The organism is Paraburkholderia caffeinilytica, from assembly GCF_051027425.1.
In the GTDB taxonomy this organism is placed as follows: Bacteria; Pseudomonadota; Gammaproteobacteria; order Burkholderiales; family Burkholderiaceae; genus Paraburkholderia; species Paraburkholderia caffeinilytica_A.
Genome location: NZ_CP186552.1, coordinates 3,507,151 through 3,526,668, shown reverse-complemented (window position 1 = coordinate 3,526,668; position 19,518 = coordinate 3,507,151). Strand labels below are relative to the sequence as shown.

Here is a 19,518-nt window from a genome sequence, read left to right as displayed (position 1 = left end):
GTGACGCGTAATTGTAACGAAAAGTAAGGATGCAGCGTAAAGCTGTTTAGTGCAAGCAAACGATCGAGGCAACCTTGAGTACACATTCGTCAAAGCGCATCAATGTCGACGTAGCGATCATCGGCGCGGGGCCGGCGGGCGCGGTCGCGGCGGCGCTCCTGCGCCGGGCGGGCCGTTCGGTGCTGGTGCTGGAGCGCCAGCATTTTCCGCGCTTCTCGATCGGTGAAAGTCTGCTGCCGCAAAGCATGGCGTACCTCGAAGAGGCCGGCATGCTGCAGGCGGTGGTCGAAGCCGGTTTCCAGTACAAGAACGGCGCGCATTTCGTTTACCGCGACAAGACGTCGGCGTTCGACTTCCGCGATAAACATTCGCCGGGCTGGGGCACCACGTATCAGGTCGAGCGCGCGGTGTTCGACGATATTCTGATTCGCCGCGCGGCAGAGCAGGGCGCCGACGTGCGTTTCGGCCACACGGTCCGCGCCATGCAGACGGGTGAAAACGGCAACAGGCCGCTGCTCGACGTGATCGACGAAACGGACAACGCGTATGAAGTCGAAACGCGCTTCGTGTTCGACGCAAGCGGCTTCGGCCGCGTGCTGCCGCGCTTGCTGAATCTGGAAGCGCCCACGCGCATGCCAACCCGTGCCGCGATCTTCACGCATGTGCGGGACGGCATTCCTGCCGGCACGACCGATCGCAACAAGATTTGCGTGGCGACGCACCCGGAGCGCCGCGACGTGTGGTTCTGGATGATTCCGCTGGCAGGCGGCCGCTCGTCGGTGGGTTGCGTCGCCGAGGCGAGTTTCCTCGATGTGCCGGAGACGGAGCGCGACGCGAAACTGCGTGCGCTGATCCAGCAGGAACCGACACTTGGGCCGTTGATCGGCAACGCGCCGTTCCTGATGCCGGTGCGTCACATTGGCGGTTATGCGGCGAATGTCGAGCGATTGCATGGACCGGGCTATGCGCTGCTCGGCAATGCGGGTGAATTTCTCGATCCGGTGTTCTCGTCCGGCGTGACGATTGCGATGCGCTCGGCACATCTCGCCGTGCAGACGTTGAACCGGCAACTGAATGGCGAGCAGGTCGACTGGTCGGCCGTTTATGACGTGCCGCTGCGCAAGGGGATCGATACGTTCCGGGCTTTCGTCGAGCGCTGGTACACGGGCGAACTGCAGGACATCATTTTCTATCCGGACCAGACGCCGTCGATTCGCCGCATGATCAGCGCGGTGCTGGCGGGTTATGCGTGGGATGAGTCGAACCCCTATGTCGCGGATCCGGTGCGGCGATTGAATGCGTTGCACAATGTGTGCACGCAGCCTTGATCGGATTGCACGATAACGATACGGGCCAATGAAAACGGCGCTTCTTGAAAGAAGCGCCGTTTTTTATTCGATCGCCTGAATTACAGATCAGGACTCAGCTCAGAAATCTAGTTAAGCCGCGATCTTTGCCGCGCGCGGCGCATGCTGGCGCACGTCGTCGCGGCGATGCACGCGCTTGCCTGCAGCATACGTTTCGTAGATCGCGCGGTCGTCGCCGAGCAGCGCGAACGCGAACAGCAGTTCTTCGAGCGATTCGGTGCGTGCGGTACGGCGCGCGAGCAACGGCGTGGCTTGCGGATCGAGCACGACGAAGTCGGCTTCCGACTTCGGCTTCAACGTGCCGACCTTGTCGGCCAGATCGAGTGCTTCGGCCGCGCCCGCGGTGGCGAGATAGAACATCCGCGTGGCCGTCAGATGATGGTCCGTCAGACGTGCAACCTTGTGCGCTTCGTTCATGGTTTGTAGCATCGAGAACGAGGTGCCGCCGCCGACGTCGGTTGCCAGCGCGATCGGCGTGCCGGCTTCGTCGGCCTTGTCGAAGTCGAACAGGCCGCTGCCGAGGAACAGGTTCGAGGTCGGGCAGTGCGAGGCGACCGTGCCGGTTTGCGCCATGCGCTTGCGGTCTTCGTCGTCGAGGTAGATGCAGTGGCCGTACACCGCGCGGCGGCGCAGCAGGCCGTAGTGATCGTAGATGTCCAGATAGCTGCGGTGACCCGGGAACAGATCGGCGACCCATTTACATTCGTCGGTGTTCTCGGCGACGTGGCTCTGGATGAAGATGTCCGGATGTTTGCCCGCCAGCACGCCGCACGCCTCGAGTTGTGCTTCGGTCGAAGTCGGCGCGAAACGCGGCGTGAGCGCGTACATCTGGCGGCCACGGTTGTGCCAGCGGCCGATCAGTTCGGCGCTGTCGTCGTAGCCCGATTGCGCGGTGTCGCGCAGGAATTCGGGGCAGTTGCGGTCCATCAGCACCTTGCCGGCCACCATGCGCAGATTGCGCGCTTCGCTTTCGGTGAAGAGCGCGTCGGCCGAGTCCTTATGGACTGTGCAATACACGAGCGCGGTGGTCGTGCCGCAAGCCAGCAATTCATCGACGAAGAAGCTCGCCGTGTCGCGCGCATACGCCGGGTCGGCGAAGCGGCGCTCGGTCGGGAACGTGTACGTGTCGAGCCACGGCAAGAGCCCAGGCGCCGGCGACGCGATCATGTCGGTCTGCGGATAGTGGATGTGTGTATCGATGAAACCCGGCACGATCAGCTTGTCGCGCATCTCCTGCACCTGGGTGCCCGGCGCGAGTTGCGACGCGAGCGCGGCGTACGCGCCCGCTGCGACGACATGGCCGTCTTCGACGATCAGCAAGCCGTCCTCATGGAAGACAGCCGCGTTGGGCGACTGCGCAGGATCGCCGTTGAAGGTCAGCAGTTGTGCGCGGAACGCTGATTGGGTCGCTTGTGCCGATTGAGTCATGGAAAAACCGTCTCCGTTACTTGTGAGGAGCTAAACAGCGCGGACGGCGGCCTGATTCTGGTTCGAGTGCCTCAATGAACCCGTGCCGCCGTCGGCTGTCATTCGTTGGCCCGTCAATGCGGGCCGCTTGGGCGCCAGTACGCGTCGAGCTTCGCGATCAGTTCGCTGCGTTGCTCGGGCGTGACGAACGACGCTTCGAAGCTGTTGCGGATGATCGTGTAGACCTCGGCATCGCTGAGCTTCAACGCGTCGATGGTGGCGAAATAGTTGGCGTTCACGTAGCCGCCGAAATAAGCCGGATCGTCGGAATTCACCGTGACGGCGACGCCGCGATCGAGCAGGTCCTTCAGCGTGTGCTTGGTCATGTCGTCGAACACGCAGAGCTTGAGATTCGACAGCGGGCACACGGTTAGCGCGACGCGTGTATCGGCCAGACGCGTGACGAGCGCCGGATCTTCGATGCTGCGCACACCATGGTCGACGCGGTCCACTTTGAGCAGATCGAGCGCTTCGTAGATATACGACGGCGGGCCTTCTTCGCCCGCATGCGCGACCAGCTTCAGACCGAGCGCGCGTGCCTTGGCGAAGACGCGTTCGAACTTCGACGGCGGATGACCGCGCTCGGACGAATCGAGCCCCACGCCGATCAGGCGATGCTTGTACTGCTCGAACAGCGGCCGGGCTTCTTCAAATGTGGCGAGTGCATCTTCTTCCGACAGATGGCGCAGGAAACACAGAATCAGTTTGCTCGACATGCCGCGTTTTTCCGCATCGGCCAACGCACGATCAATACCGGCGACGACGGTGGCGATCGGCACGCCACGCTCCGTGTGCGTCTGCGGATCGAAGAAGATTTCGCTGTGAATCACGTTATCGGCGAGGCAGCGTTCGACATACGCGGTCGTCATGTCGTAGAAATCCTGCTCGTGCAGCAGCACGCTCGCACCGGCGTAATAGATGTCGAGGAACGATTGCAGATCGGTGAACGCGTACGCGGCACGCAAGGCTTCGATCGAGTCGTACGAGAGCTTCACGCCGTTGCGTTCGGCGAGCGCAAAAATCAGTTCGGGTTCGAGCGAGCCTTCAATATGAATGTGCAGTTCGGCCTTCGGCGCACGGGCGGTTTTTTCTGGCAGTGAGGTCACAGTCGTTGTATTCATGGTCGGTCAGGAGTTCATTGGAGTCGGTTCGCGCCGGATGCGGGATGCGGGGCAGCATGCAATCGCGATGGGGCGACAGGTCGATTGTGCGACAAATCAGACTGTCTGCGCCGCATGCGCGCCGGCATTCGCCTCCACTGCCTGCAACACCTGGGCGGCCGCGGAGATCGCAATGATCTCCGGCGACTTGTCGACGATACCGTCGACGCCGAGCGGGCACTTCATCCGTGCAATCTGCGACGGATCGATGCCGCGCGCGGCCAGCCGGTGTTCGAACTGCTTGCGCTTGCTATGCGAGCCGATCATGCCGAAGAACGCGAAATCGCCGCGTCGCAGAATGCGCTCGGCCAACTCGAGATCGAGCGCATGGTTGTGCGTCATCACGATGAAGTACGTGTGCGGCGCGGCCTGATCGATCGCTTCGTCGGGCGCGTCGTTCGGATCGATCTTCACGTTCGGCGCATGCAGCGTTTCCACGGGCGGAAACTGCGCGTCGCGTTCGTCGACCCAGCGCACGGTGCAAGGCAGCGTGGCCAGCACGCGAACCAGCGCGGCGCCCACGTGACCGGCGCCGAACAGCACGACCTGGAAGTCGCCTGGCGCAATGGTTTCGGTGAGCAGCGCGCCGCTGTCGTCGAAACCGGCGCCGTCCCACAGCAGGCAGTCGGAGGCATCCACACCCGGTTCGGGGTCGGACAGCATCACTGCATCCGGTGCGGGGCCGAATGATACGCTACGCACCGTTGAAAGGCCCGCGGCGACGCGTTTTGCAAGCGACGTGATCCAGCCGAGGTCGCCGATGTCGAGGCGCTCAAAGGCGAGAATCACGGCGCCGCCGCAGCATTGGCCGAGACTCGGGCCAAGCGCGAAACGTTCGAGGCGGCGCATATGCGGCGAGCGCATGCCGTCGCGCAGCACCTGACGAGCGGTCTCGATGGCCTTCCATTCGAGATGTCCGCCGCCGATCGTGTGCTTGGCCGAATCGCGCGTGACGATCATCTTGGTGCCGGCTTCGCGAGGCGCCGAACCTTCGACGCGGGCGACCGTCACCAGCACGGCGGCGTCGCCGTGCGCGAGCAGTTGTTGCAGGTCAGGTAGCCAGGCTTGCATCCGGCGGTTCTCCATACGTGGCCGAGCGGGGTGTCCGTGCGGCCGGTTGAGCGTGGCGGGACGCGTTCGTGTCGCGCGGGGCCTTTGCTTGGTGTTGCTCGAAGTTCTTCAACGTTTCGTCAGATTGCTAAACGGGCGGCATGGCGGTTATGGCCGTGACGGCCGCTTCCACTGGCTGTTCCGCCGGTTGTCCTGTCGCACGCTGCGCCGTCATCTCTGGCGATTGCAACGCGTCCAGCGCGTCGAGAATCGCTTCGGGCGTCGCCGGTGCGCGCAACGGTGGCGCATCGTCCGCACCCGGCACGGCAGCCGCGATCGCGTCGCGAATCGCGAGGAATACCGAGAACGGCAGCAGCAGCGGTGGCTCGCCAACGGCTTTCGAATGGAACACGGTCGGCTCGGCGTTCTGATTCTGATAGAGCTGCACATTGAATGCCACGGGCGTATCACTGACGGCCGGAATCTTGTACGTCGACGGCGCGTGCGTCATCAGACGGCCATCGCGGTTCCACCACAATTCTTCGGTAGTGAGCCAGCCCATGCCCTGGATAAAGCCGCCTTCCACCTGGCCGATATCGATTGCCGGATTGATCGACTGGCCGGCGTCGTGCAACACGTCCGCGCGCACCAGTTTCCATTCGCCGGTCAGCGTGTCGATCACGACTTCCGACACCGCCGCGCCGTACGCAAAGTAATAAAACGGGTGACCGGTCAGCGTTTTTGCGTCCCAGTGCACTTTCGGCGTCGTATAGAAACCGTCCGACCACAACTGCACGCGCGCCAGATACGCTGCGCCGACCAGTTGTTCGAACGGCATTGCGCCGCCGTTTGCCGACACCTCGCCGTTGGCGAATTCCACCGCGTCGGCAGTACCGCCGAGCTGCTTCGCGGCGAGTTTGGCCAGCCTGTCGCGAATGGTTCGCGCGGCGGCTTCGGCGGCTTTGCCGTTCAGGTCGCTGCCGGTGGAGGCGGCGGTCGCCGAGGTGTTGGCGATCTTCGACGTATCGGTTGCCGTGACGCGCACGCGCGAAAGCGGCAAGCCGAACTGGTTCGCGACGACTTGCGCGACCTTCGTATTCAGCCCCTGGCCCATTTCGGTGCCGCCGTGATTGACGAGCACCGAACCGTCTTTGTACACGTGCACCAGCGCGCCGGCCTGATTCAGAAACGGCACGTTGAACGAGATACCGAACTTCACGGGCGAGAATGCGAGGCCGCGTTTGAGCACTGGACTTTTCGCATTGAACGCGGCGATCGCTTCGCGGCGCGCGCGGTAGTCGCTGGTTTCAAGCAACTCATCCGTTAGCGGCGCGATGATGTTGTCTTCGACGCGTTGACCGTACGGCGTCGTGTCGCGCTCGCCGATACCGTAGTAGTTGGCGAGCCGCACATCGAGCGGGTCGCACTTCAATTGACGTGCGATGCTGTCGAGCATCACTTCCATCACGAGCGCGCCTTGCGGACCGCCGAAGCCGCGAAACGCAGTGTTCGACTGCGTATTCGTCTTGCAGCACAGCGCGACGATGTCGACGTCGGACAGGTAGTACGCGTTGTCGAAGTGACAGACTGCACGCGTCGCGACCGCGCCAGAAAGGTCCGCGGAATAGCCCGCTCGCAAGGCAATTTCCACGCGCGCGCCGAGAATGCGGCCGCTATCGTCGAAGCCCGCTTCGTATTCGTAGACTGCGTCGTGGCGCTTGCCGGTGATCATGAAATCGTCGTCACGATCGGCGCGCAGTTTGACCGGACGGCGCAGCAGTTTCGCCGCCAGCGACGCCACGCACGCGAACACCGCCGATTGCGATTCCTTGCCGCCGAAGCCGCCGCCCATGCGCCGGCATTCGCACACGACGTTGTGCGCCGGCCAGCCGAGCATATGCGCGACGACCTGCTGCATTTCGCTCGGATGCTGCGTCGAACTGTAGACGAGCATGCCGTCCATTTCCTTCGGCACGGCGTACGCGATCTGGCCTTCGAGATAAAACTGTTCCTGGCCGCCCACTTCGAACGTGCCGCGGATTTTATGCGGCGCGGCGGCGATCTTCGCGTCCGGCTCGCCGCGCTTCAGATGCAGCGGCGGCAGGACGAACTGCTTGTTGGCTTTCGCTTCGGCGGGCGTGAGGACGACTTCGAGCGGTTCATAGCGTACGACGTCGTCGCTTTTCGCCAGCGCTGCGGCGCGGCGCGCGAGCTCGTGATTTTCGGCGACGACGGCGAACACCGGTTGGCCGAGATACAGCACTTCGTCGACGGCGAGAATCGGATCGTCGTGCAGCACCGGGCCGCAATTGTTCTCGCCAGGGATGTCTTCGGCGGTCAATACGGCGATCACACCCGGCGCTTTTCTCACGGCGTCCAGGTCGAGCGACACGATCCGCGCGTGCGCGTGCCGCGACAGTCCAAGCGCTGCGTGCAGCGTGCCGTGCAATTCGGGGACGTCGTCGGTGTAGGTGGCTTCACCGCTCACGTGTAGCGCGGCCGATTCGTGCGGCAAGGACACGCCGATCGCCGTCTCGCTCTCCCGAACGGCGGCGTGCTTTGCAGCATGTTCGACGAAAGCATCGGTCCGGTTCATCACGACGACTCCTTCGCAACGGCCGCGTCCGGCGCGTCGGCTTCGTACGCGAACGCATTCACGTCGAAAAGGGCGAGCGGCGCGTCATTGCGCGTTTCGAGGTGGAAGCGCCACAGCAGATTGCGCGCCACCTTCAGTCGATAGGCGCTCGAGGCGCGCATGTCGGTGAGCGGCTGGTAATCGGCAACGAGTGCGTTCATGGCTTGCCGCGCAGTGTTTTCGTCCCATATTGCGCCATTTAGCGCGGCTTCGGTTTGCGCGGCGCGTTTAGGCGTCGCGGCCATGCCGCCGAACGCGATGCGAGCTTCCCTGATCGCGCCGTTCTCGTCGATGTGCAGCGCGAACGCGGCGCACACCGCGGAGATGTCCTGATCGTAGCGCTTCGATACCTTATACGTGCGAAAACGGAGATCGCGTGCCGGACGCGGCACGCGCAGCGCCGCGACGAATTCGCCGGGCGCGAGCGCGGTCTTCTGGTAGCCGAGGTAGAAGGCGTCGAGCGCCAGGGTGCGGGTTTTGGCGCCGTGGCGCAGCACGACTTCGGCGTCGAGCGCGAGCAGCGCCGGCATCGAATCGCCAATCGGCGAGCCGTTCGCGACGTTGCCGCCGAGCGTGCCGGCATTGCGGATCGGCAGCGACGCGAAACGCGTCCACAATTCGGCCAGTTCGGGGTAGTCGGCGGCGAGTGCCGCGTAGGCATCTTCGAGCGTGACGGCGGCGCCGATCGTCAGCGTCTGCGCGTCGCGCTCGATCGTCTTCAATTCGGCGACGTTGCCGATGTACAGGATGTCGCCGAGGTCGCGGAACTGCTTGGTGACCCATAGGCCGACGTCGGTGCTGCCTGCCAGCAGGCGCGCTTGCGGATGCGCGGCGCGCAGTTTGGCGAATGCAGCGAGCGTGACCGGGGCATGGAAGGTGGGCGAGCCGAATGCGCCGCCGCGGGTATCGGGCGCGCTGTATTCGAAGGTATCGCGGCGCTGGATCTCGCGCAGTTTGCCGGCGACCGCCTTGCGATCCAGCGTCACGCGCGGGTAGTGGGGGTAGTCGAACATCTTCTGCGAGGCGTCGACGATCGGCCGGTAGCCGGTGCAGCGGCACAGATTGCCGGACAGCGCGGCGTTGATTTCGTCGCGGGTGGGCAGACCGGCGGCTGCCGGCTGGTTTTCGTACAGCGCCCACATCGACATCACGAAGCCGGGGGTGCAGAAACCGCACTGCGAGCCGTGGCAATCGACCATGGCCTGTTGGACGGGGTGCAGGGTGCCGCCGGCGGCGCGCAGGTCTTCGACGGTGAAGAGGGCTTTGCCGTCCAGCGTCGGCAGGAACTGGATACAGGCGTTGACCGCTTTCAGCGCGAGCCCGCCTTGCGCATCCAGTTCGCCGATGACCACGGTGCAGGCGCCGCAGTCGCCTTCCGCGCAGCCTTCCTTGGTCCCCGTGCAATGCAAATCCTCGCGCAGGTGCTGAAGCACGGTGCGCGACGCCGGGACGCCCGCGACCTCACGGACGGACCCCTGGTGATAAAAGCGGATGGTTTGCGTTGTCATGGCGAATTCGAAAGACAGTGCGGACCGGGCGCGCGTTACGCATGGGGTCGCGCCAAAGCCGGCCTCGCGCACGTAGATCGCCATCCAGGTTCGAGGTTAGCACTACCCCGTCTCGAAAATATTTCCCAACTCGCATGAAGCTTATTCGGAAGCGGTCATGAGATAAGTACGATTCGCGCCAGGGCAGGAAGTTGCGTGACGCGGGGTGAGTGACGCAAAGCCTTGAGGGGCGGGCGTGGCGAGAAAGTGAGGGAGCGCGGCTGGCTATCCGCGGAGCGTCGCCTGGACGGTTCGGCGGGGCTTGTCGGGGTTGGGGCGGGACCGAGGGTTCACGCTCGCAAGAAGCGTTTTTTATCGCAAAAATGCCGCAAACCACAGGCGGATGGGCAATTTGCCGGTTGCGGTCGGTGGATTCGCCGGACCGGCACGGACGTGAAAACGCCGGCCTTCGCCCCGTCGTGGAAGACGGGGCAAAGGCCGGCGCCGGTTCAGTCAGATCGACCGGAAGCGCCGATCAGGCGAACCGGCGGCGATTCCTGGCCAGGCTCAGCGCCAGTGGGATGAAAGCCACCACGAAAGCAACCAGCGACCAGGTGGGCAGCGACAGGCCCAGAATCGGCGGATAGGCCGTTTCGCAGAGGCCGGCGACCTTGAAGACGCCCGGCAGCCAGTGCGCGGGCGGCAAGCTGTCGACCACCGGCTGCAGCGCGTCGAAACCGCAGCTGAAGCCCGGATTCGCCTGGACATACACGTGCCGCGCGGCGGTAACGATGCCGCCCAACGCCGACAGGGCCGCCAGCACTTCCAGCAGACGCACGCCGCGCCAGCTGTTGAAGCGCGCGCCGAGGAACGCAAAAATCGCGATCAGCAGGAAGAAATAGCGTTGGATGATGCACAGCGGGCACGGGTCTTCGTGCAGCCCGTACTGCAGATACAGCGCGCCGGCGACGAGGCCGACGCAGATCAGGCCAAGCAGAACCAGCAGGGAGCGCTCACGGCGCAGCATCGCATTGTCGTTATTCATGGATCGTGTGGCTGTCTGGAAACGGAAAGGGCGGGTGCTCGCGATTCTAGCGCGAACCCCCGCCCTGGCGCTTATCGCGCTTTTAAGCCGCCATCCCGCTTGACGTCCGCTCAGCGTCCTCTCGGTGTCCGCTCAGGCTCCGATCAGCGAATCGCATTGAGCACCGCCTCGGCGCCGCGGCCGATTGCCAGCAAGGCATCGTCGGCGTGCGGCGCGGACGCCAGCATCAGGCCGACCGGCGCGTCGCCGCGCAAATGGCAGGGCAGCGACAGCGCGCAGGCGTCGAGGAAGTTGAACGTGCTCGGATTGCGCAGGATCAGCGCATTGGTGCGGCCAAAGGCGTCGTCGTCGTGGATCAGGTCGGCCACGCGCGGCGGCAGCACTGGCACGGTGGGCGCGACCACCGCGTCGAAACGCTGCCACAGCGTGCGCGCGGCTTCGTCGAGCATGGCCTGGCGTTCGGCGAGCAGGTCCAGATAATCGACGGCGCTGGCGGGTTGACCCTTCAGGATTCGCACCAGCACGCGCGGATCGTATTGGTCACGGTGTTTCTCCAGCAGCGGACGATGCCATGCATACGCTTCGATCGGAGAAAAGCCGAATCGGTTGATTTCAGGCAGACGGTCGAGCGGCGCAAAGCGCACTTCACTGACGATCGCGCCGGCGGCTTCCAGATGCTTGAGCGCCGTGTCGATCGCGGCGGCGACCGCCGGTTCGACGCCGTCCGTCACGAAATTGGTCAATACGCCAAGGCGCACGCCTTCGAGCGGCCGGGACGCCGGGATGCGCGGTTCGAGCCCGGCCAGCATGCGGTCGACCAGCGCGCAGCACGCCACCGAGACGCCGATCGGCCCGAACGAATCGAGCGTCGACGAGAGCGGCACGCCGCCTTGCTTCGGGATGCGGTCGGCGGTCGGCTTGAAGCCGGTCAGGCCGCACAGCGCTGCCGGAATGCGGATCGAGCCGCCGGTGTCGGTGCCGAGTGCGACGGCCGCCATGCCGTCCGCGACCGATGCAGCGGCACCCGACGACGACCCGCCCGAGATGCGCTCGTCGCCCTTTACACCGCGTTGATACGGCGACAGCGGATGCCCGTAGTGCGGGTTCAAGCCAAGGCCGGAAAACGCGAACTCGCTCATGTTGGTGCGCCCGACGATCACCGCACCCGCCCGTTTCAGGCGCGCGACCGCGACCGCGTCCGCCTTGGCGGCGGGCGCATCGGCCAGCACCACGGAACCGGCGCGCGTCGGCTGGCCTTCGATATCGAACAGATCTTTGACCGACACCGGAATCCCGGCGAGCGGCGAAAGCACGGTGCCGGCGGCGCGCAGGCGGTCGTGCGCGTCGGCGGCGGCGCGGGCGCTGTCGGCGTCGACGTGCATGAAGACGGCGGCGCCCTGGCCGGCCGGATCGGCGATCCGTTCGAGTGCGGTTTCAACGAGTGCGCGGCTGGTGGTGCGGCCGGCGGCGAGGTCGGCGGCAAGCTGGGCTAGCGGCGGGAAGGGGGTGAATTCAGTGGCCATGGTGTCGGGAAGCATCCGGTTGAACCGAGTGAAGCCGGTTGAGGTCGCGGTTGGGGTCGATCAGCGAGGTTAACTTGTGCGTTCAATAATGCGGTTAATTCGCGGCATCCGGTCGGCTTCGATCAGATGCGGTTGAAGAGCGTTGCGCGGAACGCTTCGATATGCTTTTGCACCGATTGCCGGGCGCCTTCGGCATCGCGTTCGCGCAGCAGGCGAAACAGTTCCAGATGTTCTTCATGGACGTCTTCGAGATGATGCGGCTCGGACAGCGAAATGAACCAGAAGCGTAGCGAGCGTTCATGCAGGCCACGCAGAATGTCGGCCAGCACGGGGTTGCGCGACGCTGCCGAAATCGCCAGATGAAACTCGCGGTCGATATCCATCATGCCTTCGATATCGTGCGCGGCGACGCATACCGACGAGCGGTCGAGCAGGGCCTGCATCGCGTCGAAATCGTGTTGCTGCGCGTGACGCGCGGCCAGCTCGACGCAGTAGCTTTCGTTGACGAGCCGCACGTCGATGATCGCCAGCACGTCGTCGAGCGAAACCGGGCGGACCATGATGCCCTTGCGCGGCATGATGGTGAGCATGCCTTCGTGCACCAGCCGGTGCAGCGCCTGATGTACCGGCGTTCTGCCGATGCCGGTCAGCACCATCAATTCCGCTTCGTTGAGCACCTCGCTCGGCCGCAAACGCATGGTGATGATTTCGCGCTTGACGAAGGCATAAGCCTGCTCGGCGAGGCTGGCCGTGGCGGTCTCGCGGGGGGCACTGGAACGGCGGGCAGTCTGCAAAAGCGTCATGTGAAGAAGGAAGCGGGCAATGTCGTCCGCATTGTAGAGCAAGGTTTTGCGAGGACGGCGCCTGGTGGGCGGCGGCTCACCGGTGCGGTCCGCGCGTGACGCGCGCTTCGCGCGTCACGTCATTTATGCAACAACGGCAAAATCAGGCGCTGCTCGGTGTAGCCGCCGCGGCGTGCTGCACCTTGACGCGCGGCATCATCAACGTGACCAGGCCGCCGACAATCAACGCTCCCGCGATCAGCACCAGCCCGAAGGTCACGCTATGCGTCGCATCCTTGACGATGCCGAGCACATACGGGCTCACGTAGCCGGCCAGATTCGCAATCGAGTTGATCACGGCGATGCCGGCCACGGCCGCGGTGCCTTGCAGGAACGTAGTAGACATCGACCAGAAGATACCGAAGCCCGCCAGAATGCCGATATACGCGATCGACAGACCGGTGACGGCGAGCGGAATCGAATTGGTCACCGAAGCGCTGCCGAGCAGGCCCGCCGCGCCGATGAAGCAGCACACGGCGTAGTGCCAGCGCCTCTCGCCCGTGATATCCGACGAGCGGCCGATCAGGATCATGCCGATGCCCGCCGCGAGATACGGAATCGCGGTGACGAAGCCATTCGTGACGAGATTGGTGACGCCGAGGTCCTTGACGATCTGCGGCAGCCAGAATGAGAAACCCGCATTGCCGGTGACGAGGCAGAAGTAGATCAGCGTCAGCAGCCAGAAGCGGCCCGAGCGTAACGCAACCGCCAGACTATGCTCGGCGCCGGCCGCCGCAGCGGCGGTGTTTTCGCGCGAGAGGCGGGCGAGGATCACGCGCTTTTCGTCGTCGGTGAGCCAGGCGGCTTCGGCGGGTGTGTTGCGCAATACGGCAAGCGCCCAGAAGCCGGCGAGGATCGACGGAATGCCTTCGATAAGAAACATCCACTGCCAGCCGCGCAAACCGTGCGCTTCATGCAGCGCGGACATCAGAAAGCCCGACAACGGTGCGCCGATGATCCCTGCCACAGGAATCGCCGCCATGAACACGGCGACCATCCGCGCGCGCCGGTCGGACGGAAACCAGAAGGTCAGATACAACACCACGCCCGGCACCAGACCGGCCTCGGCAACGCCGAGAAAAAAGCGCAGCACGTAGAACATCGTTTCCGAGCGCACGAACATCATCAGACACGACAGCAGGCCCCACAGCATCGTGATGCGGGCGATGGTGGCGCGCGCGCCGAACTTCTTCAGCAGCAGATTGCTTGGCACTTCGAACACGAAATAGCCGAAGAAAAATATCCCCGCGCCGAGTCCGTACGCCGCGTTCGAAAGGCCGAGGTCGCCGGTGAACTGCAGCTTCGCGTAACCGATGTTGACGCGGTCCAGGTACGACAACACGTAGACGAGAAACAGGAACGGCATGATGCGCCACGTGATCTTGCGCAGGGCGGCGGCTTCGAGCCACGCGTCGGAAGACACGTCGGCGTTGGCGGATAGCGAAGGGGGATTCATGAATGCCTCATTCGACGATAGGTAACGCGTGCACGCGATAGGCGTGGCGCAGCGTGCGGTTCAGGATGGGGTCGTGCAGTTCGAGTTCGAGCGCGTCGCCGTCGGCCATCCCGACGATGCCGCCTTGGACCGCCAGCGTGCCGCAGAACATCGCGGCGCCTTCTGCCACGGGAGCGCGTTCCAGCAGATCGGCGGCCGGCAGCAGTGACGCGACGCTGCCTTGCTGATAGACGCGCCGCTCGCCGTTGTTCGTCACAGCGAAAGCACACAGTTCGAGTTGATCCCAATGACCGGCCACGTCGTCGAAACGCCAGGCGTCGCGTGCGACCGGTTTCGGGCAGACCTGCTTGGAAACGGTGACGCCGTAGGCCTCGACTTCGCGGTCGGTGTGATCCGAGCCGACGGTAACGAGCAACCCCGTCTTCGCGCGCACCAGCACGCATTCGGCTTCACCACTGGACTTCGCGCCGACCACGTCGATCTGTTCGGCCTGCGTCAGCAGCTCGGCGCCCAAGCGGTAGAAGCAGGGCGTGGTGGACGGCCGCTTCACGCCGAGTTCGGCCAGTTCGGCGATGTGATGCTCGATCGCCGCCTGATCGCGTCCGGCCCAGCCGGCGATCGTCAGACGATTCACTTCGGCGATATCGGCGCGACTGTCGCCGGAACGATCTACAACATTGAAGGACACCTGCATTACTCGACTCCCATGAAAATATGCGACAAATATTATTGTGATATTTCACTGGCGTCCAGCGTGTCAAAAAAGTTTCGGCCGGAGCGGCCTGCACGACGCCTTGTGGCCCGGCCAATCCCAAGCCCTTTCGACGTTTGCGCGATTCAGCGCGTCGCGCGGGTGCGTTACACTGCGTTTTTGGGACATTACTTTTTGTAAGGGACGCATCCATGCATCATGGCATCGGCTTTATTCAGGATCTGGCGGTCGTGATGGCGCTCGCCGGCGTCGTCACCGTGCTGTTCCATCGCCTGAAACAGCCGGTGGTGCTGGGCTACATCGCCGCGGGCGTGATCATCGGGCCGTACACGCCGCCGTTCCAGCTGATTCACGACGAGCAGACCATCCAGACGCTCGGCGAACTCGGCGTGGTGTTCCTGATGTTTTCGCTCGGGCTCGAATTCAGCCTGCGCAAGCTATTCAAGGTCGGCGCGACGGCGATCGTCGCTGCACTCTCCGAAATCGTGCTGATGCTGTGGATCGGTTATGAGATCGGCAGCGCGTTCGGCTGGAGTTCGATGGACTCGCTGTTCCTCGGCGCGATTCTGGCGATCTCGTCGACCACCATCATCGTCAAGGCGCTCTCCGAGTTGGGTCTGAAGCGTGAGAGCTTCGCGCAACTGGTGTTCGGGATTCTGATCGTCGAGGACATTCTTGCAATCGCGATGCTGGTGCTGCTCTCCGGCATTGCGCAGACGGGGCAGTTGAGCGCGGGTGTCGCCGTTGTGACGCTCGGCAAGCTGCTGCTCTTCATGACGGTGTCGCTGGTGGTGGGCATTCTGCTGGTGCCGCGCGCGTTGAACTACGTGGCGCGCGCCAAGAGCGATGAAATGCTGCTGGTGTCGGTGCTTGGGTTCTGCTTCGGCTTCTGTCTGCTGGTGGTGAAGCTCGATTACAGCATTGCGCTCGGCGCGTTCCTGATCGGCGCGATCATGGCCGAGTCGCGCCATCTGCATCGGATCGAGCACCTGATCGCGCCGTTACGCGATGCCTTCTCCGCGATCTTCTTCGTGACAATCGGCCTGATGCTGAACCCGGCCGTGCTGGTCGACTATGCGTGGCCGATCGCGGTGATTACGGTGGCCGTGATCGTCGGCAAGATCGTTTCGTGCGGGCTGGGTACTTTTCTCGCCGGCAAGGACGGGCGTACGGCGATGCGGGTCGGCATGACCGTCTCGCAGATCGGCGAATTCTCGTTCATCATCGCGTCGCTCGGTCTGACCTTGAAGGTCACGAGCGCGTTTCTGTATCCGATCGCGGTGGCCGTTTCCGCCTTGACCACGCTTTTCACGCCTTACCTGATTCGCGCTGCCGATCCGCTGACGCAGCGCCTCGGCCAGGCGATGCCGCGTACGCTGGCCAACGGGTTCAACATGTACGGGCAGTGGCTGCGTAGTTTGAGCACCGGAACTGGCGAGCCGACGCTGTTCAGCATGACACGGCGGATCATTTTGCAGATCGCCGTCAATCTCGCGTTGGTGGCTGCGATTTTCCTGATCGTGTCGTATAGCGCGCCTTACACCAGCACCTTGCTCGCACACTGGATGAATTCCGAACCGATGCAGCGCGTGGTGCTGTGGAGCATCGCGCTGGTGCTGTCGATGCCGTTCCTGGTGGCGGTCTATCGCAAGACCAAGTCGCTCGCGCTGCTGCTCGCCGAGGTGAGCGTGCAACCGGCGACGGCGGGGCGCTTCACCAGCGCGATCCGTTACGCGATCTCTGACCTGGTGCCGGTGGTCTCGATGGTCGGCGTGTTTTTGCTGGTCGCGGCGCTCTCCGGCGGCATCTTGCCGCCTACTGGCCTCCTGGCCGTGGTGCTGGTCTGCGCCGCTTTACTGCTGGCGCTGGTGTGGCGCTGGTGCGTGAAAATCCATGCAGCGATGCAGATCGCGCTGCGCGAGACGTTCGAGGAACAGCCGGATCCCTAAGTTAGACGATTTGCGTTGAGAACCGCAACAATGTGAGCAATTGTGTGTGGGTTTGCCGGGCTTGCCGTGCTAGCGGATAATCAGGGCATATTCATTCGTTCGCGTGGAAGGCGCCTGTCTGACTGTCATGAGCGAAAACAAACCTGAAAATGCCGGCCAGCCCGGCAGCCCATCGTCGTCTTCGGCGACGCCGACATCCTCAACGCCCCAAACGCCCTCAACGTCGTCCGGTACAACGCCAGGCACAGCGCCAGGCACAGCGCCCGGCGCGTCGAAGCACGATATCTTGCCGCCTGAGCCGGTGACCTCGTTGCCGCTCTCCCACGAAGATTCCATCCAGTCCCCGATCAAGGACACGGTCACGCCGTCGGCTGCATCGCCGGCTGCCGAAGAGGCTGCGGCGAGGTCGTCGACCGACGATCCTGACAGCGCGTCCGCTGTCACCCCCACCGATCCGCAAACGGCGCGGCAACGCGACGCGGCCGAAGCACGCAGTTCAGCGGCTGCGTCGACCGCGCAGCAGGAGGCCGAGGTTCACGAGCGCGCGGCACGCAAGGCGGGGCAGGTCTACAGGAGTCCAGCTTCGAGTCCGAGCACGCTCGGGAGCAGCGCACCGCTCGTCGGCGAATTGAGCGCGCCTGCCGATGACGTTGCCGTCACCGGAAACGAGGAAAAAGCACAAGAAGCGGCCGCTGCCGCCCGTCGGGCCGGCTCGCCGCCGCCGGGTTTCGGTGCTGCGCCTGACTTCACCGCAACCAACCCGCCGCCGCCGAACGCGTTGCCGCCTTCGCCGCCGCGCTACCTGAAGCAAAGCGATTCGGCGTGGACCGTGTTCGGCCGCATCGTCGCGGCGCGCGCGCGTCAGCTGTTCGATCGCGCCGGCCAACGGATTACGCAGCGTACGCTGCGCATCGGCGTCTCGGCGCGCATCTTCCACCCGGAGCCGGGCGCGAAGGGGCTGCGGGGCAAGACGCTGCAATACCTCGAGGAATCGATTGCGCACTGGGTGATGTCGCGCGACGTGCTGGTATTCATGATTCCGACAGTCGGCCATCAAGGCATGCTGCATCCGAGCAATATCCGTTTGCGCGATTATGCGAAGCATCTCGACGGTCTGCTGTTGCAAGGCGGCGCGGATGTCTCGCCGCAGTCGTACGCGGAACAGGCGACGAGTCCCGAGTGGCCGGGCGACCGTGTGCGCGACATGTACGAACTCGAACTGCTGCATGAGTTCATCGAGTCGGGCAAGCCGGTGCTCGGCGTGTGCCGCGGTTGCCAGTTGATCAACGTGGCGTTCGGCGGCACCCTGTACCAGGACATCGCCACTGATGTGCCCACCGCCGGTGCGCACGTCAACGAGAACTACGATCAGCATCGGCACAGCATTCATTTCCCGGACGGCTCGACGCTGGTCAATATGTTTCCGGGCCGACGCGAGGCGATCGTCAACTCGATTCACCATCAGGCGGTCAAAACGCTCGGCCGCGATCTGAATATCGAGGCGGTGTCGGGGTCGGACGGCATCATCGAAGCCGTCCGCTACCGGCGTGCGCCGTTCGTGATGGGTGTGCAGTGGCATCCGGAGTTTCATCGCGCGGGTGGTCCGGAGCTGCTCGATTGCACGCCCTTGCTCGATACCTTCCTGCGGGTGGCGCGCGAAACGCGGTTTTAAGGTCACGCCTTTAAGCCGGACTTTCGAGTCCGGCCTTTCAAGTTCGATATGTGCGGATGTGTGCCGCCATACTCGCTGCCGCGTTTTATGCGGCTGCTTTCTCGCGCCGGGTTTTCCTTCGTATTTGCTCTGCTACCTGTTGGATTCAGGTGAACGCCGTGCAGATTGGGAAACGTCTGCATGAGTCAAATTGTGACGTTTTTGTCCTATCTAAAATCTTTTATTCCGCAACGAGTGCGTCCATTCGGCCAAATCATTCTTTATCGATTTATCTCGATTTAAAGTCTGTTAGTGCGACACCTGAATGCTTCGCTTAACGGTTAATCCGCGCGATAATCCACGGCTGATCTGGATTTGCATGGAGCATGCACGTATGAAGTACCCCTTAATAGTACGGCGCGCCATGCTGCTCGCGGCCTCGTGTGCGCTGTTGCAGCATGGTGGTTTCGTGCTGGCAGCACAAGGCGACGAGGCCGCACCGCTGGTCGGCACGCGGCCGGCCATGAACACGCTAACGCCGCAGCCGGTCGCCGCCGCGCTGAGCAGTGCGGCATCAGGCACGCCAGTCACCGCCGGCGACGCGCAAGGCAACGTCGCCGAATTGATGCAGATGATTCACGACGCCAGGCTGAGCGAATTGCGCACCACGTATAACGGCAGTTATGGCGCGAGTCTGTTCTTCTATCCGCAGGAGATGACGTACTACGTCGCGCTTTTTCAGGACAAGCATTTCTGGCGCGTGATCAAGTCGGAGGACGCAGGCCGCGCTGAGGCGGTCTATGCCGGCTTCGTCCAGCAGACGGCGCAACTGGCGGACGTCGAGATTCGCCGCACGCAGTTGCAGGCGCAGAAGGCGTATATCGAAGACATTATCGCGTTGTCGGAAGATCGTGCGAAGCGGTTGCAGGCCGATCTCGACGTTGCGCGCACCCAGCAGGCCAAGGTCAACGATTACCAGCGGCAGACACAAGGCGAGGCCGTAGCGCTGCACGCGGAAAAGGAAAAGGCGCAGGCGCAGTTGCGCCAGGTGCAGGGCGAAGTCATGCAGTTGCAGCGGCAAACCGAGTTCGGACTGCCAACACAGAAGTAGAGGCATGAGCGTAAAAAAACCCGGCCATTCATGGCCGGGTTTTTTTTGCGACCCGATGTCGTG

Annotated in this window: 14 protein-coding genes; 4 read left to right on the top strand and 10 right to left on the bottom strand. The window is 63.6% G+C overall.

The genetic code is table 11. From position 1 onward, the window contains the following. The first annotated feature begins 74 nt into the window (after nt 1-74). Nucleotides 75-1,328, top strand: a complete 1,254-nt coding sequence (locus ACOSV0_RS15525) for an NAD(P)/FAD-dependent oxidoreductase (protein ID WP_434107034.1) — start codon at nt 75-77, stop codon at nt 1,326-1,328. Between the two features lie 111 nt (nt 1,329-1,439). Here the strand turns inward: ACOSV0_RS15525 and guaD are convergent, their stop codons facing one another. The 10 genes from guaD to ACOSV0_RS15475 all read right to left on the bottom strand — a co-directional run bounded on the left by guaD (nt 1,440) and on the right by ACOSV0_RS15475 (nt 14,726). Then, entirely contained in the window at nt 1,440-2,795 is a 1,356-nt protein-coding gene (gene guaD / locus ACOSV0_RS15520; RefSeq protein ID WP_434107033.1) for a guanine deaminase, read from the bottom strand. Between the two features lie 113 nt (nt 2,796-2,908). Further along, nucleotides 2,909-3,955 (bottom strand): adenosine deaminase, encoded by a 1,047-nt coding sequence (locus tag ACOSV0_RS15515; protein ID WP_434107032.1) that lies wholly within the window; start codon nt 3,953-3,955, stop codon nt 2,909-2,911. 96 nt (nt 3,956-4,051) lie between these two features. Beyond that, nucleotides 4,052-5,065, bottom strand: a complete 1,014-nt coding sequence (gene xdhC, locus ACOSV0_RS15510; protein WP_175050982.1) for a xanthine dehydrogenase accessory protein XdhC — start codon at nt 5,063-5,065, stop codon at nt 4,052-4,054. A 127-nt stretch (nt 5,066-5,192) separates the two neighbouring features. Then, entirely contained in the window at nt 5,193-7,640 is a 2,448-nt protein-coding gene (gene xdhB / locus ACOSV0_RS15505; RefSeq protein WP_434107031.1) for a xanthine dehydrogenase molybdopterin binding subunit, read from the bottom strand. Then, nucleotides 7,640-9,187 carry a xanthine dehydrogenase small subunit gene (gene xdhA, locus ACOSV0_RS15500; protein ID WP_434107030.1) on the bottom strand — a complete coding sequence of 516 codons (1,548 nt, stop codon included), beginning with the start codon at nt 9,185-9,187 and terminating at the stop codon, nt 7,640-7,642. Before xdhA ends, xdhB begins: the two co-directional genes overlap by 1 nt. Nucleotides 9,188-9,701: 514 nt before the next feature. After that, entirely contained in the window at nt 9,702-10,211 is a 510-nt protein-coding gene (locus ACOSV0_RS15495; RefSeq protein WP_434107029.1) for a disulfide bond formation protein B, read from the bottom strand. 143 nt (nt 10,212-10,354) lie between these two features. Beyond that, nucleotides 10,355-11,734, bottom strand: coding sequence for an amidase (locus ACOSV0_RS15490; protein ID WP_434110307.1), 1,380 nt, complete (start codon nt 11,732-11,734; stop codon nt 10,355-10,357). Nucleotides 11,735-11,856: 122 nt separating this feature from the next. Beyond that, nucleotides 11,857-12,537 carry a GntR family transcriptional regulator gene (locus tag ACOSV0_RS15485; protein ID WP_434110305.1) on the bottom strand — a complete coding sequence of 227 codons (681 nt, stop codon included), beginning with the start codon at nt 12,535-12,537 and terminating at the stop codon, nt 11,857-11,859. Between the two features lie 142 nt (nt 12,538-12,679). Then, nucleotides 12,680-14,032, bottom strand: a complete 1,353-nt coding sequence (locus ACOSV0_RS15480) for an MFS transporter (RefSeq protein WP_434107028.1) — start codon at nt 14,030-14,032, stop codon at nt 12,680-12,682. A gap of 7 nt (nt 14,033-14,039) precedes the next feature. Further along, a complete protein-coding gene (locus ACOSV0_RS15475; RefSeq protein ID WP_434107027.1) occupies nt 14,040-14,726 on the bottom strand; it encodes a DUF2848 domain-containing protein in 687 nt (228 codons plus the stop codon). 209 nt (nt 14,727-14,935) lie between these two features. Between ACOSV0_RS15475 and ACOSV0_RS15470 the strand changes: the two genes are divergently transcribed. The 3 genes from ACOSV0_RS15470 (at nt 14,936) to ACOSV0_RS15460 (ending at nt 19,455) form a co-directional block, all read left to right on the top strand. Beyond that, the gene (locus ACOSV0_RS15470) at nt 14,936-16,693 is read left to right on the top strand and encodes a cation:proton antiporter (protein ID WP_434107026.1); all 1,758 of its coding nucleotides are present in this window, start codon (nt 14,936-14,938) and stop codon (nt 16,691-16,693) included. Nucleotides 16,694-16,820: 127 nt separating this feature from the next. Further along, on the top strand, nt 16,821-18,365 hold the full coding sequence (locus tag ACOSV0_RS15465) for a gamma-glutamyl-gamma-aminobutyrate hydrolase family protein (protein ID WP_434107025.1): 1,545 nt from the start codon (nt 16,821-16,823) through the stop codon (nt 18,363-18,365). Nucleotides 18,366-18,738: 373 nt separating this feature from the next. Further along, a complete protein-coding gene (locus ACOSV0_RS15460; RefSeq protein ID WP_434107024.1) occupies nt 18,739-19,455 on the top strand; it encodes a DUF2968 domain-containing protein in 717 nt (238 codons plus the stop codon). The last annotated feature ends 63 nt before the right edge of the window (nt 19,456-19,518 follow it).